Here is a 13,686-nt window from a genome sequence, read left to right as displayed (position 1 = left end):
CGTAATATGGGATTACATGACCACCGTCGACCATAAAAAGGTCGGTATATTGTACTTGCTTTTTGGTGGGATTTTCTTCCTGATGGCGGGTGTTCAAGCATTATTGATTCGAACTCAGTTAATAACGCCTGAAAATGATTTTGTATCTGCGGGCTTATATAATGAATTGATTACAATGCATGGAACCAATATGTTATTCCTTGCAGCAATGCCATTGTTCTTTGGGCTAATGAACTATGTTATGCCCCTTCAAATTGGAGCTCGTGATTTGGCGTTTCCTTTCTTGAACGGGGTAGGAGTCTGGTTATTCATTTTCGGTGGACTTCTAATGAACTCTAGTTGGTTCTTTGGAGGAGCTCCGGATGCAGGATGGACGAACTACGCTCCACTTTCTACACAATCACCTGGACATGGTGTAAACTTCTATGTATTGGGTCTGCAGCTAGCTGGGGCAGGTACAATTATTAGTGGAATTAACTTTATCGCAACCATTGTATTGATGCGTGGTCCAGGAATGACGTATATGAGAATGCCATTATTCTCGTGGACAACACTTGTAACAAGTATTCTTATTTTATTCGCATTCCCAGCATTCACAATTGCATTATTCTTAATGCAGTTTGATCGTATGTTTGATACAGCGTTCTTTGATATTGCTTTAGGTGGTAACTCGATTATCTGGCAACACTTATTCTGGATAATGGGACACCCCGAAGTTTATATTTTAGTTCTTCCTGCGTTCGGGATATTTAGTGAAGTCATCCCGACATTCTCGAAGAAACGACTATTTGGTTATACCGCGATGGTGTTTGCTACATTCTTAATCGCATTTCTAGGATTTATGGTTTGGGCGCACCACATGTTCACGGTTGGTCTAGGACCGGTAGCTAACGCGCTTTTCGCAATTGGTACGATGGCGATCGCCGTGCCGACGGGAATCAAGATATTCAACTGGCTCCTTACAATGTGGGGCGGCAGTATTAAAATAACTACTCCGATGCTCTATGCACTTGGATTTATTCCGTCTTTCACAATTGGTGGAATGACAGGTGTTATGCTTGGTTCTACAGTTGCGGACTATCAGTTCCATGATACGTATTTCGTAGTTGCCCACTTCCACTACGTTATAATCGGTGGATCGGTATTTGGTATACTTGCGGCAGTACATTATTGGTGGCCGCTGATGTTTAACCGAATGCTAAGTGAAAAATTAGGGAAACTTGAGTTTTGGCTGTTCTTTACTGGTTTCCATTTGACATTCTTTATCCAGCATTTCTTAGGACTAATGGGTATGCCTCGTCGTTACTGGGTATTCTTAGAAAACCAGGAGCTGGATTTAGGAAACTTAATTAGTACGATAGGTGCTTACTTAATGGGTATTGCAGTGATTGTATTATTAATTAACGTAGTGCTTTCGTATTTCAAAGAGCCAGCACCAAGAGATCCATGGGATGGTAGAACGTTAGAGTGGGCCGTGCCGAACCCAACGCCTTACTATAACTTTAAACACACACCATTAACTCGTGGATTAGATCCACTTTGGATTGAGAAAATGGAAGGCGATGGTAAGATTAAGCCGGCTGAGCCATTACATGATCTTCATATGCCGTATGGTTCCATCCTTCCATTCCTGATGAGTCTTGGATTTACGATTGCATCATTTGGTTTTATCTACCAGTTAGATGGACCCCATGGAAGAATTTTAATTTACATTGGTATGGCCTTTGCCATCGGTTGTATGATTGTTCGATCACTGAAAGATGACTATGGTTATAACATCCCCAAAGAAGTACTTGAAAAGGAGGATGATTAAGATGAGTCACCAAGAAACAATTGGGAGAAGCGCACATAAGATAAATCCGAATAAAGCTCCTATAGATCCTTCAAGAGCTACTCCTGAAGGAAAATATAAGCACCTAGGTATCTGGATCTTTCTAGGTAGTGAAACGGTACTTTTTGCTAGTCTGTTCGGAACATATATTGCGCTTAAAAACTCTACTGCAGGCGGGCCAACGACACAGGATTTATATGGTCTTGAACTTGTATTCTTAATGACACTTCTTTTACTTACAAGTTCTTTAACAAGTGTTTATGCAATTTACCATATGAAGAATAACAACTTTAAGAAAATGCAACTATGGATGGGGATCACTGGTTTACTAGGACTCGCATTCTTAGCTTGTGAAATCTATGAGTTCGCTCATTATATTACAGATTACGGCTTTACTTTCCGCTCTTCAGCGTTTGGTTCAGCATTCTATACGTTAGTCGGTTTCCACGGAGGTCACGTTATTTTTGGGTTGAGCTGGTTGATCGTATTGATGATGCGTAACGCAAAACGCGGACTAGACACATATAACGCACCGAAGTATAACACGTTTGCGTTGTACTGGCACTTTATTGACGTTGTATGGGTGTTCATCTTTACAGTCGTATATCTAATGGGGATGGTGGGTTAAAATGACAGAAAATACTACGTCTAACAGACTCGATACTTTCCGTAAGCAAGAAAATAAAGATGAAATGAAAATTCAAGTAATCAGTTTTGTTTCAATGATTGCATTTACGATTATTGCATTTGCTCTTGTTGGAACGCAATTAATGACCGGTGCTTATTTAAGTATATTATTGTTTGTCTTAGCAGTCGTGCAGGCTATGTTCCAATTCTTATATTTCATGCATTTGAAAGATAAAGGGCACGGGCCAGCTTCAGCATTGATATACGGCGGGATGATTATTGCAACTACTGTTATCCTTTCCTTAGGAGTTATTACTTGGTGGTAAAATAAAAAAGATCGGGATTTTCCCGGTCTTTTTTTGCGAATTTGTCACATTTTTACCAGATTCACTCGAAAATATGTTATATAATAAATTGATAAACTTATTCTATGGAGTGACTATATATGTGGTTAGAGTTACAAATATTTGGCTTTAGAGCTTTATGGAGTCCATACTTTTTCACATTCTGTCTAGCGTTAGGAGTTATTTATTACTTAGTAGCAGGACCTTATCGCCATAAATTTGGCGGAAAAGAGAAACCTACGATTAAGCAGCATATATTGATGTATACAGCTTTATTTCTATTATACGTAGTCAAAGGTTCGCCAATTGATTTATTATCTCATATGATGTTTACTGCACATATGATCCAGATGGTAGTATTCCTGCTTATCTTTCCAATCCTCGTCATTAAAGGGCTTCCATTATGGATTTGGGAAAAAGCTCTAAGAAATAAAACCTTAGGTCCAATTATTCGGTTACTGACGAAGCCGATTATTTCCTTGCTTCTATTTAATGGATTGTTTTCTGTCTACCATATACCAGTTGTTTTTGATTTTTCAAAGTCTGCTCCAGCATGGCATTTCGTTATTCATAGTATTTTATTAATTGCTGCCTTCATCGTATTTATTCCATTGCTACTGCCATTTAAGGAAATAAATACAATGACACCTTTATTGAAGGTCGGCTATATCTTTGCCAATGGGGTATTGATAACTCCTGCTTGTGTATTAATCATCTTCACGAAAACACCTGCTTATGAAGCTTATTTGGCGGGAGGGGCATGGTTGCAAGCATTGGCAATCTGTGTGCCTGGAGATGTGCTTGATGGAATTGAAATAACGTTGTCCGGTCCAGAAATGTTTTCACCATTAAGTACGATAAACGATCAGCAATTCGGTGGAGTAATTATGAAAACACTCCAGGAAGTGGTTTATTTAACATTAATGGTGCGAGTATTCTTCGGTTGGTTCCGGGAAAAATCAAGAGATGTCGACCCAGTTAGTGTAGAAGTTAATTAAATCATGTGAATGAATTTCATCATTACCAAAGTCGGCTTTTTCATCACCATATGTAGTTGGGGACGAACCAACTCAACTACATATGGTGATGGTGAAGCATTAAATACGTATTATGAAATTCATTAATGCGATTTTAAAAAAACAGGTCAACTATTTTTGATAGCTGACCTGTTTTTTTAATTATCATTTTCTTGAGCAAGTGGTTTTAATTCATTTGCTAGGCTTGTGAGTAATGTCTGCGCACGTTCTACGAGTGACTCTGGGAAGTTCTCTTCTTCACCATACTCGATTCCATGCGGATAATAATGCTTACCTAGTAATGGAGTTAACAGTTTGATTACTGCATCTCTGCGATCTACATCTCCACTTGTTGCATAGCCCTGAACACGGATATAATATGTAATATTTTTTTCATTGGAACCAATCTTGTAATCATATGTTACGCGTTCATAGTCCCACTGTCCAGCACGAATAAATGCATGTTGACCAGTAATCTTATCAAGCGGTTTCAAATCAATTACTAAATCATCAATTCCAGTGTTTTCAATTCTCATTTTATTCACCCCTAATCATTATCCTCGTTCTTTAATCATAGTATGAATAGAAATAATTTGCAACGAAAAACCTACTCGGCTAAAAAGGATTAATATTAAAAATAATAGGGAAAACACTGAATGTATCATACTAATTCTTCATAGAATGTAATATATCATAATAGAGGGGCTGTATCGATGCGTATATTACGAAGTTTAGTACTACTTACAATTATTATTATCACTGCATTTTATTGGGTAGAACAAAGTGAATGGAAGGAACAAGAGAAGGTAGATTCGGTAGTAGTTGAAAAGAACCTTATGCTGCAAACAAAATCAACGCCTGTCCATACAGCTAGCAAGCAGGTGCTACGGAGCGATTTATATCAATGGATAGGAAAGACGGCAGAAGAACTTGCAAGTGAGATGGGTGAGCCTGTACGTAAGGATTTGAGCGCTTACGACTATATATGGTGGGTTTACACGAATGAAAAAGATTATTATATCCAATTTGGAATCGAAGATGGCGCCGTGCAAACTATTTATGCTGTTGGAGAGGGCTTATCATTAGAACCAATTCAAATCGGTACAACCTACGAATCAATCAGGGAAGAATTTCCTTTTGAAAAAGAAGTGAGCTATACCGATGGATATGCAACTTATACATTTCGAATGACAGAAGAAGATATGATTCAACGCCCGTTAGTGAAAGTTTCGGATGATTTATTCCTGCAATTTTATTTTGATACATTTACGAATGAACTGTCATCCGTTCGTCTCATGGATGCAGATATCTTATTACGACATCAACCATATGAAGTAGTCTATCGTGGACCACTTCCAGACAAACCAGAGCTTACAGAGAATGAATGGAGTCAAGTGGAGAGAGGGATGGAGCAGCAGATTTTTAATATTAGTAATGTACTTAGGAATCGCTTTGACAAATCAGCCTTAGAGTGGGAAGAAGATGTGAGTGATGTTGCATATCAGCATAGTAAAGATATGAATGATAATAATTACTTTTCCCATTATAGTCTGAATGGAGATGGCTTAAAGGAGCGACTAGCTATCACGGGATTATTTTATATATCTGCTGGGGAAAACATTGCAGCACAGTATCCAGATGCCCCGGCAGCTGTTGAAGGTTGGCTTAATAGTGACGGACACCGAGAAGCACTGCTTCAGGAAGAATATACTCATTTAGGAGTAGGAGTCTACCGCTTCTACTATACACAGAACTTTCTAGCAAATCCCATATAACACAGCTAATCACCCTCATTCAGCGTAAGTGTTTTGCAGTTCACTATTTTTGGAGTTCTAATCGCCGTTCAGTTGCCTGGCGGACAGATGCTTTCCGTGGGCACGGCCTCAGCCTCCTCGGAAGAAGTACGCTTCCTGCGGGGTCTTCGGACACGTGCTATTCCCACAGGAGTCACTGTCCGCCAGGCAACTGAACTGGTATTAATGATTTATCTGAATGAATTTCATAATTACCAAAAGCGGCTTCTTCGCCACAGCATGTAGTTAAGAAAGCTTCTACGCAACTACATGTTGTGGCGTAGAAGCGGTAAATCCTTATTATGAAATTCATTAATCTAAATAGAAATTATTCCGTCACGATAAAGATTATACTCCTGGAATATTAAACAGTGATTCAAATTTGACCTTTCCTCGTAGCAGTCCAGACACCTCGATACTCCTGCGGGAGGATAGGCTTGGTGAGACCCCACAGGGCGGTAGCCCGAGGAGGCTCACCAGCCGCCCGCGGAAAGCGAGAGGTGTCTGGACTGCGGACCTCCAGAAGTGAGTTTCGGACACTTAGGCTGAAGGAGAGTGATTTGTTGCTATAAATTATAGCGGTTCGTGAGCTTTATAATCGTTTGAACAGTTCATACCCATTTGCATATTTTAGTAATAAGCTGACATCTAATTGCAAATGAGGTGAGTAATATGGAAGAGCATTCCAATCCAGAACTGAATCGGTTCAAAACGTTTATAAATCGTCATCCGAAATTGATCCGTAAGATTCGGAAAGATGGGAAGAGCTGGCAGGAGATCTATGAACAGTGGATCCTGCTCGGTGAAGATGATATCCACTGGGAACAGTATAAAGAAGAAAAAAGGGAAACAGCTGAAAGTGATGAAAAGAAAAACGAAACATTTTCTAAACTGGACTTAAAACCTGACTTTGTAAAACAAATTTTAAAATATACAGAAACAGTGGATGTGAATAAACTTCAAGAACAAGTGCAGCAATTAAGTAAAACGATTGCGACAGTACAAGAGATTGTAAATTTGTATCAAAAGCCGGAAACTAAAGGAAACAGAACTGGGCAGCCTTTCGATTGGTTTAGGGATTAGGAGGAAGTGAATGGAACAGGCAGTTTACCATTATTTACGTGAGCAGCCAAAATTGCTTGAATTTATGAGGCGGGAGCCAAGGTGGTACCGGTATTTACTTAGGGACGGAGCGAAAAGACTTCCAGAGCTTGAGAAGGAAGCAAAAGTATTCTATGGTCAAACGTTCTCCGGCCGTTTGAATCGTGTAAATGATCAAATGCAAATGGCTTCCATGCTGATTAATGTTGCAAACATTTTAAAAGATTAGTGTCGTTTTATTTTCATAAATGCAATTAAGTGTTAGAATCAGGGTGGAGGTGTAAAAATGATTGCAACAATGGAATATGTAACGATTTTAGATGATGCTGAAGAGCTTGGAAAAGTAGTTTTTGACTCTGATGTTATGAAAGATTACCTGGAGAAAAAAGCATCATTAGAGCAAGATGAAGAAGCGCAAAAGCTAATAAAAGCTTTTAACGATATAAAAGAACATTATGATGATATTCAGCGATTTGGGCGTTATCACCCTGATTATCAAGAGATCATGAAAAAAGTTCGCTCAACAAAACGGGCGATGGATATGCATGAAAGTGTTGCTGTTTTTAAGGTTGCGGAACGAAATCTGCAAAGTTTATTAGATGAGATTAGTGAAGTGATCGCATTTAGCGTCAGCAATCAAATAAAAGTACCGAAAGATGGGGCACTTCTAACTGATAGTGGCTGTAGTTCCTGCGGTAGTGGTGGCAGCGCTTGTGGCTGTGCGTCTTAATCATAAAGCGAAACTTCACTAAATGGAAGTTTCTTTCTATTCCCACTGAGTGTTAGTTGAACAGAATCAGGGATTTACGGACTGTATATCCCCCATCTTCACATTGTAGGCTTCCCTCATGAGTAGAGGTGGGGGTATTAGAGAACGTTTATGCATGATAAATGTGGTCTTTCTTTTTATTATGAGGTAGGTGAAAATCTTGATCACAAAGCGACAAGGGTTGATCGTATGGTTCCAGCATATGAAAAACCTGAAACATATTAAACGATATGGTAATCTCATCCATGCCTCCAAGAAGCATAAATATGCAGTAGTTTATGTTAATCAAGAGGATATCGAAATGGTCGAGAAAAAGCTGCTCCGTCATTCCTTCGTATCTAAAGTGGAGAGGTCGTACAAACCTTTTGTCCGCACAGACTACGAGAATACGAAGTTTGATGAAGCGAAAAATTATGATTATAAAATGGGGATATAACCCAGAGCAAGAAAAAAACCTGCAGAACAAGTATCTGCAGGCTCTTTTTGTTTCCATGACGAAAACAAAAAGACAAAGGGAGAGGAGAAACCAGAGTAAAACCTACGGGGAAGAATAAGTATACTCTGTTTGAATCAACCAACCAAATGTTTAGTTGAATCATTATGCTAGTATGCACAAACAAATAAAAATTATACAATATGAAAAAAACAATCTTTCTATCCAGCTCGGCTATCAGGAACAATCAGCTGCCAATCACTTTCATTCAGCGTAAGTATTTTGCGCGTTCTCATGGTTCGCTCTCTGATTGTCGTTCAGTTTCCCAGTGGACGGGTGCTTTCCGCGGGCACGGCTGGAGCCTCCTCGGGCTTCTGCCCTGCGGGGTCTCCAGGCTCGTGCTGTTCCCGGAGGAGTCACCGTCCACCGGGCAACTGAACTGGTAGGAATGATTATTATTAATCGCATATATTCCAGTGCTATATCACGATCAAAATTATATCTTTGGAATAATAAACAGTGATCTAAATTTGACCTTTCCTGGTAGCAGTCAGACACCTCGAGACTCCTACAAGGGGGATAGGCTTGGTGAGACCCCGCAGCAGGCTTGCCTGCGAGGAGGCTCACCAATCGCCCGTGGAAAGCGAGAGGTGTCTGGACTGCGGACCCCCGGTAGAAAGTTTCCGAGTTTGGCACACTTAACGCTAATGAAAGTAATCGTGTCGGTTTCTTTTGAATTTTTTTGACCGGATACAGGCTCAAAGAACGGCAAACCCTAGATAGAAGTTATGTTATACCTGGAGGAAACAAACATGCTAATTGTAAACTATTAGTAAAGATAAGTTTAATTATTTTTGGTTTTGTGGTAGGATAATGTCGAATCGTCGAATTGGGGTGACCGCTATGAGAGTGATAGCTGGAAAGCGAAAGGGGCAGGGATTAAAAGCTGTTCCAGGTAGTGAAACTAGACCAACAACGGATAAAATCAAAGAAGCAATCTTCCAATCCATCGGCCCGTATTTTGACGGGGGGCTTGTATTGGACTTATTTGCTGGCAGCGGCTCCCTCGGAATCGAAGCACTTAGCCGCGGGATGGATCGAGCTATATTTGTAGATAAGCAAGGGAAAGCAATACATACGATCAAAGAAAATTTAAAATCCGTAAAAATGACAGATCAAGCAGAAGTCTTCCGGGCTGATGCTTTCCGCGCTTTAAAGGCAGCAGCAAAAAGGGGGCTTGTCTTTGACTTAATTTTGCTTGACCCGCCGTACGGAAAAGTGAATTTATCATCCCTTATTCAGGAAATTACGGAACATGAACTTATCAAACAAAGCGGTTTGATCTACTGTGAGCACGATCCACAAGATGAACTGCCAGAAGACACAGTAAATTTGACGATACAAAAACAGGAAGTCTACAGCAGTACAATTGCAGTAACCATTTACCGTTTAAATTAGGAAGGAGTTAGATCATGTCAAAGCTAGCTATTGTTCCTGGCAGTTTTGATCCATTTACGAATGGACATTTAGATATTGTTGAGCGAGGGGCAAAAATATTTGATGAAATTCTTGTGACGGTTTTTAATAATCAAGCAAAATCCCCGTTATTCTCGGTGGAGGAGCGAGTGAATTTAATTAAAGAATCGACAAAGCATTTGCCGAATGTAAGCGTGGATTCTTCCGATTTTTTGCTGATGCACTATGCAACTGAAAAAAAAGCAGATGCGGTCATTCGTGGACTGCGTGCGATAAGTGATTTTGAATATGAAATGCAAATCACCTCAATGAACCGAAAATTAAATAAAGATATTGAAACGTTCTTTATAATGACGAATAATCAATTTTCCTTTCTAAGCTCGAGCATGATAAAAGAAGTTGCTCAGTATAATGGTGATATTACAGGACTCGTACCGGAAATTGTCGAAGAGTCATTAAAAAAGAAGTTTAACTTTGCATAATAGTAAAGTGACTGGGAGCTGGCGTTCTTTATAAATAAGGATGCTAACTCCCCGTTTTTTTGGCTTTATAAAACAATAGAAACCCCAACCAGAGGAAAATGATCGTAACGAATGGCCCAATACTCGTAAGTTGTTGGAATGCATTCGCAAAGAAGGAATCTGTGGGCTGTGTTGCTACAGGTAGTTCACTGCCGGTTATTCCGTGATTCAAATAGAGTGGCTTGTAAAGTATAACAGTCAAGATGCTTGCAATGATTCCGTGTAAAACTCGGGCAAAAAAATAGGGGAAGAAGCGGATATCCGTTTTAGCAAGTATACTTGCCACCTGAGCTTGTATAGAAAAACCGTTAAAACCGAGAATGAAGCTGACAAGAATTACTTTCGGAAGTAAAGAATCCGTTGAAATATCTGATATCAATGTTGCTCCAAGTGTAATTTCAAAAAGCCCGGAGAAGAAGGGAACACCAAGCGAAATAGGAATCCCAAGCAGGAAGAATATTCCTTCGAACAGTTTGCTGAAAAGCACGGTAAAATGTACAAGGTGAAGCAGTTGAACGATAACGGAAAATAAAATAATAAACCCACCGACCATGACAAGGGTTTTAATGGATTGTAAGACTGCGTCTCCGAGTATTTCACCTAATGGCCTTGGATCTTTACTGCGTGTCGCATGCATTTGTTTCAATGCTTGAATTAAGATAGATCCATTTTTTGTTTTTGCTTGATATTCCACTGATTTTTCTTCTCGAATCTTATAAAAACGCATGAATACCCCGACAATCATATTACTGCCATAGTGAACTGCCGCAAGCAATAAACCAAGTGCTGCATTATGAAATAGACCGACAGAGATCGCACCGAAAATAAATAATGGGCTTGAATTGTTTGTAAAGGATACGAGTCTTTCCGCTTCAATTTGTGTTAATTGTTTTTCTTCACGCAGTCTCGCTGCTATTTTTGCACCAGTTGGATATCCACTCGCCATTCCCATCATCCAACCGAAACTTCCAGCACCTGGTACATTAAAGAGAGGGCGCATAATTGGTTCAAATAAAACGCCGAGAAATTTAACGACTCCAAAAGCCAGTAATAATTCTGCCGTAATAAAAAATGGCAGAAGAGAAGGGAAAACTACTTCCCCCCACATTTTCAATCCACGTAAGCTAGCAGCCAGCGCTTCATCAGGGAAATAAATAAGTAATATTGTTAAACAAATCGTTACTGCAGCTAATCCGATTGTTTTCAGAAATGGATTCAAATTGAAAGCCCCCTATTTTCTGTACAACTAATTTTAGAAGGTGTAAAATATAAACACTAGAATAATTGCTCGTATTACGTACAAGCTATACATTCTCTATCAATATACGCAGCTTAGGACTTTGAATATGACTGCAACTTTAAGAATATAGTTAGTCGAAAGGAAGGTGTCGGCTGGAAGATGAGGTTCTCAAAGAAAAAAATACTTATTTATTTAATTTTCTTCATTGGTTTATATTTTTTTGCTACATATCAGTTACCATTCTATATTCAAAAACCAGGGAATACAGAAGCTTTAAACCCAATTGTAGAAGTAGCTGACGGATATACGAGTGACGGGGAGATGTACTTAGTGACAGTTAGCGGGCTGCAGGCTACACCACTTCATTACCTCCTAGCTAAAGTTCTTCCACATAACGAGATTAAACCTCTCCATGAAGTAATACCTGAAGGGATAACGACGGATGATTATATGCATGCCCAGCTTCAAGTAATGGAAAGTTCCCAAGAAGCTTCTCTTGTAGTGGCTTATGAGGCCGCGGAGCAGGACATTACGATTGATTATGCCGGTGTATATGTCGTTAGCGTTGTTGAAGATATGCCATCCATTGGAAAGCTGGAGATGGGAGACTTGATTACTCAGATTGATGGGGTCGAGATTACCGAATCAACAGACCTGATCAATTATGTCGAAGAAAAAGCTGCGGGAGACAGGATTACAGTTAATTTCCAGAGAGAAGGAGAGCAGTTAACGGAAGAAATAACATTGGATCATTTTCCCGATGATGATACACGGGTAGGCATGGGAATTAGTTTAGTAACCGATCGGGAAGTAACCGTTGACCCGGAAGTTAACTTCTCCAGCGGCCAAATTGGTGGTCCGAGTGCTGGTTTAATGTTTGCTTTAGAAATATATGATCAATTAACCGAGGAAGACGTTACGAAAGGGTATGAGGTTGCCGGTACAGGAGAAATTGATTATGAAGGAAATGTATATCGGATTGGCGGAATAGACAAAAAGGTTGTTTCTGCTGATAGAGAAGGGATTGATATTTTCTTCGCTCCAAATGAGGATGGGAGAGAAGATTCTAACTATGTTGTTGCTAAAGAAAAGGCAGAAGAAATCGGGACAGAGATGGAAATTGTACCAGTGGACACCTTTCAAGACGCATTAGAGTATTTAGAATCAATTCCAGAAAAATAATAAAGCTTGCGAACAGGTTGGTTGTCGTAACATTACCTGTCGCAAGCTTTTTTAGCCATCAATTCGAATTGGCCCATCTAGCTCTTGTTTAAATAATTTTTTTCTTGTGGCGGGTTTAAGGATGCTGTAGTAGGAAAGGCTTGCTTTTTCTTCCAATTGCATGAGAGGATCCATGTTTTTACGATAGCCCGATAAAATAGGAATTTCGATTGCCTTTTTCACATGGTTTAAATATTTTTGTCCCTGCTCGGTCATTCCAAGCATCCGGATATATGGCAGTTCTCGTTCTTCACTCAAAAATGGTTCCAGTTCATATTTTTTCGTATTTGTCAGTAGATGTGTGAAAAGACGCTGGATTCTCGTCCATGTATAGCGTTTGGTCTTGATCAGGTTTAGCCACTCCTCCATATTTTCTGCTTGTTTAGCAGTGCTTTTCAAGCGATATTCAAGCCCTTCTGTTACCCCGTGTATTTGGCGGAGCTCTTGCAGTGTCATCGTTTGGACCCGGTAATTTACAAATTGAAAATAAAGTTCCCAGTCATGCCAAAGGGAAGCGGTTTGTCTATATTGTTTAAGCTCTTTAGCTGTAATAAGTGGAAGTGCTGCACGTGCTTCCGCTGTCAGCTTCTGTTGCTCGATAATTTCTTTCCGAATACTCGTTGCACTGGCAATCGAATCCGTAATTTCCGGATCATGGTAATGATTATTCACTCGTTTGATTGTATGTATATTCATAGGCAAATTCTGTTCGAGAATTGTTTTTACATACCCCATACCGAGAATATTATTCGGCTGGGAAAGATCGAGTTCGTTATTTACAAGTCCAATTGCAGCAGATGCATGCATACTTGCTTCCGGGTAAGACAGGCCTTGTTGTAATCGTTCTTTTAATTCCTTTTCGTATTCATCTTTCCGTTCCTTCTGTACGAGATTAGCCGCTATAAACGGTCTCGCATTACCGGCTTCACTCCCGAAACAAATACTGGAAGCACCGATTGCATGCAGCACATGCACAGCCCCTCTCGCAAAATAATCACTATTTTGCACGGCATATGCATATGGTAATTCTAATACGATGTCGACACCAGAAAATAGGGCAGCTCTTGCTCGATGGAATTTATCGATAATTGCCGGCTCTCCTCGCTGCAGGAAATCACCGCTCATTACCGCAATTACAGTTTCGGCATGTGATACTTCTTTTGCTTTTTGGACATGATAGGCATGACCATTGTGAAAGGGATTATATTCAACAACAACACCACAAGCTTTCATTTATTTCAACTCCCAGCTTTAATGTGCTATCATTGTAACAAATAAAGGGAGAAAATTTCAGCTAATAAATCATTGGAAAAC

15 protein-coding genes are annotated in these 13,686 nt (G+C 39.7%); 12 read left to right on the top strand and 3 right to left on the bottom strand.

Annotated elements, in window-relative coordinates; all coding sequences use genetic code 11:
• The first annotated feature begins 16 nt into the window (after positions 1–16).
• The 4 genes from ctaD to ctaG all read left to right on the top strand — a co-directional run bounded on the left by ctaD (position 17) and on the right by ctaG (position 3,800).
• Positions 17–1,813: a cytochrome c oxidase subunit I gene (gene ctaD, locus LZD48_RS05200; RefSeq protein ID WP_235761704.1), complete on the top strand. Its 1,797-nt coding sequence runs from the start codon at positions 17–19 to the stop codon at positions 1,811–1,813.
• Position 1,814: 1 nt separating this feature from the next.
• Positions 1,815–2,459 (top strand): cytochrome c oxidase subunit 3, encoded by a 645-nt coding sequence (locus LZD48_RS05195; RefSeq protein ID WP_235761675.1) that lies wholly within the window; start codon positions 1,815–1,817, stop codon positions 2,457–2,459.
• Position 2,460: 1 nt separating this feature from the next.
• Complete coding sequence (locus LZD48_RS05190) at positions 2,461–2,784, top strand: cytochrome C oxidase subunit IV family protein (protein WP_235761674.1); 324 nt, start codon at positions 2,461–2,463, stop codon at positions 2,782–2,784.
• Between the two features lie 119 nt (positions 2,785–2,903).
• Positions 2,904–3,800, top strand: a complete 897-nt coding sequence (gene ctaG, locus LZD48_RS05185; RefSeq protein ID WP_235761673.1) for a cytochrome c oxidase assembly factor CtaG — start codon at positions 2,904–2,906, stop codon at positions 3,798–3,800.
• A 176-nt stretch (positions 3,801–3,976) separates the two neighbouring features.
• Here the strand turns inward: ctaG and LZD48_RS05180 are convergent, their stop codons facing one another.
• Positions 3,977–4,354 carry a YugN family protein gene (locus LZD48_RS05180; protein WP_235761672.1) on the bottom strand — a complete coding sequence of 126 codons (378 nt, stop codon included), beginning with the start codon at positions 4,352–4,354 and terminating at the stop codon, positions 3,977–3,979.
• 177 nt (positions 4,355–4,531) lie between these two features.
• On the opposite strand from LZD48_RS05180, the gene LZD48_RS05175 reads away from it, so the two are divergent.
• The 7 genes from LZD48_RS05175 (at position 4,532) to coaD (ending at position 9,872) form a co-directional block, all read left to right on the top strand.
• Positions 4,532–5,593, top strand: coding sequence for a CAP domain-containing protein (locus LZD48_RS05175; RefSeq protein WP_235761671.1), 1,062 nt, complete (start codon positions 4,532–4,534; stop codon positions 5,591–5,593).
• Between the two features lie 690 nt (positions 5,594–6,283).
• The gene (gene ylbD, locus LZD48_RS05170) at positions 6,284–6,694 is read left to right on the top strand and encodes a spore coat protein YlbD (protein WP_235761670.1); all 411 of its coding nucleotides are present in this window, start codon (positions 6,284–6,286) and stop codon (positions 6,692–6,694) included.
• A 10-nt stretch (positions 6,695–6,704) separates the two neighbouring features.
• A complete protein-coding gene (locus LZD48_RS05165) occupies positions 6,705–6,941 on the top strand; it encodes a YlbE-like family protein (RefSeq protein WP_235761669.1) in 237 nt (78 codons plus the stop codon).
• 57 nt (positions 6,942–6,998) lie between these two features.
• On the top strand, positions 6,999–7,442 hold the full coding sequence (locus tag LZD48_RS05160) for a YlbF/YmcA family competence regulator (protein WP_235761668.1): 444 nt from the start codon (positions 6,999–7,001) through the stop codon (positions 7,440–7,442).
• A gap of 199 nt (positions 7,443–7,641) precedes the next feature.
• Positions 7,642–7,917 (top strand): YlbG family protein, encoded by a 276-nt coding sequence (locus LZD48_RS05155; RefSeq protein ID WP_235761667.1) that lies wholly within the window; start codon positions 7,642–7,644, stop codon positions 7,915–7,917.
• Positions 7,918–8,817: 900 nt separating this feature from the next.
• The gene (gene rsmD / locus LZD48_RS05150) at positions 8,818–9,372 is read left to right on the top strand and encodes a 16S rRNA (guanine(966)-N(2))-methyltransferase RsmD (protein WP_235761666.1); all 555 of its coding nucleotides are present in this window, start codon (positions 8,818–8,820) and stop codon (positions 9,370–9,372) included.
• 14 nt (positions 9,373–9,386) lie between these two features.
• The gene (coaD, locus tag LZD48_RS05145; RefSeq protein WP_235761665.1) at positions 9,387–9,872 is read left to right on the top strand and encodes a pantetheine-phosphate adenylyltransferase; all 486 of its coding nucleotides are present in this window, start codon (positions 9,387–9,389) and stop codon (positions 9,870–9,872) included.
• A 43-nt stretch (positions 9,873–9,915) separates the two neighbouring features.
• On the opposite strand, the gene spoVV is transcribed toward coaD, so the two are convergent.
• On the bottom strand, positions 9,916–11,130 hold the full coding sequence (gene spoVV, locus LZD48_RS05140; RefSeq protein ID WP_235761664.1) for a dipicolinic acid transporter SpoVV: 1,215 nt from the start codon (positions 11,128–11,130) through the stop codon (positions 9,916–9,918).
• Between the two features lie 180 nt (positions 11,131–11,310).
• Here spoVV and LZD48_RS05135 point away from each other — a divergent pair, with 180 nt between their 5' ends.
• Positions 11,311–12,333, top strand: coding sequence for a SepM family pheromone-processing serine protease (locus LZD48_RS05135; RefSeq protein WP_235761663.1), 1,023 nt, complete (start codon positions 11,311–11,313; stop codon positions 12,331–12,333).
• A 51-nt stretch (positions 12,334–12,384) separates the two neighbouring features.
• Here the strand turns inward: LZD48_RS05135 and LZD48_RS05130 are convergent, their stop codons facing one another.
• On the bottom strand, positions 12,385–13,605 hold the full coding sequence (locus LZD48_RS05130; RefSeq protein ID WP_235761662.1) for a nucleotidyltransferase: 1,221 nt from the start codon (positions 13,603–13,605) through the stop codon (positions 12,385–12,387).
• Positions 13,606–13,686 lie beyond the last annotated feature (81 nt).

The organism is Oceanobacillus alkalisoli (assembly GCF_021556485.1).
In the GTDB taxonomy this organism is placed as follows: Bacteria; Bacillota; Bacilli; order Bacillales; family Amphibacillaceae; genus Oceanobacillus; species Oceanobacillus alkalisoli.
Note: the sequence above shows the minus strand (reverse complement) of the source record. Positions and strands in the feature narration are given on the sequence as shown.

Bases quoted from the DNA above. Each gene is read 5' to 3' on its own strand.
- ctaD (WP_235761704.1), top strand. From the start codon at position 17: ATGACCACCGTCGACCATAAAAAGGTCGGTATATTGTACTTGCTTTTT.
- LZD48_RS05195 (WP_235761675.1), top strand. From the start codon at position 1,815: ATGAGTCACCAAGAAACAATTGGGAGAAGCGCACATAAGATAAATCCG.
- LZD48_RS05190 (WP_235761674.1), top strand. From the start codon at position 2,461: ATGACAGAAAATACTACGTCTAACAGACTCGATACTTTCCGTAAGCAA.
- ctaG (WP_235761673.1), top strand. From the start codon at position 2,904: ATGTGGTTAGAGTTACAAATATTTGGCTTTAGAGCTTTATGGAGTCCA.
- LZD48_RS05180 (WP_235761672.1), bottom strand. From the start codon at position 4,354: ATGAGAATTGAAAACACTGGAATTGATGATTTAGTAATTGATTTGAAA.
- LZD48_RS05175 (WP_235761671.1), top strand. From the start codon at position 4,532: ATGCGTATATTACGAAGTTTAGTACTACTTACAATTATTATTATCACT.
- ylbD (WP_235761670.1), top strand. From the start codon at position 6,284: ATGGAAGAGCATTCCAATCCAGAACTGAATCGGTTCAAAACGTTTATA.
- LZD48_RS05165 (WP_235761669.1), top strand. From the start codon at position 6,705: ATGGAACAGGCAGTTTACCATTATTTACGTGAGCAGCCAAAATTGCTT.
- LZD48_RS05160 (WP_235761668.1), top strand. From the start codon at position 6,999: ATGATTGCAACAATGGAATATGTAACGATTTTAGATGATGCTGAAGAG.
- rsmD (WP_235761666.1), top strand. From the start codon at position 8,818: ATGAGAGTGATAGCTGGAAAGCGAAAGGGGCAGGGATTAAAAGCTGTT.
- coaD (WP_235761665.1), top strand. From the start codon at position 9,387: ATGTCAAAGCTAGCTATTGTTCCTGGCAGTTTTGATCCATTTACGAAT.
- LZD48_RS05135 (WP_235761663.1), top strand. From the start codon at position 11,311: ATGAGGTTCTCAAAGAAAAAAATACTTATTTATTTAATTTTCTTCATT.
- LZD48_RS05130 (WP_235761662.1), bottom strand. From the start codon at position 13,605: ATGAAAGCTTGTGGTGTTGTTGTTGAATATAATCCCTTTCACAATGGT.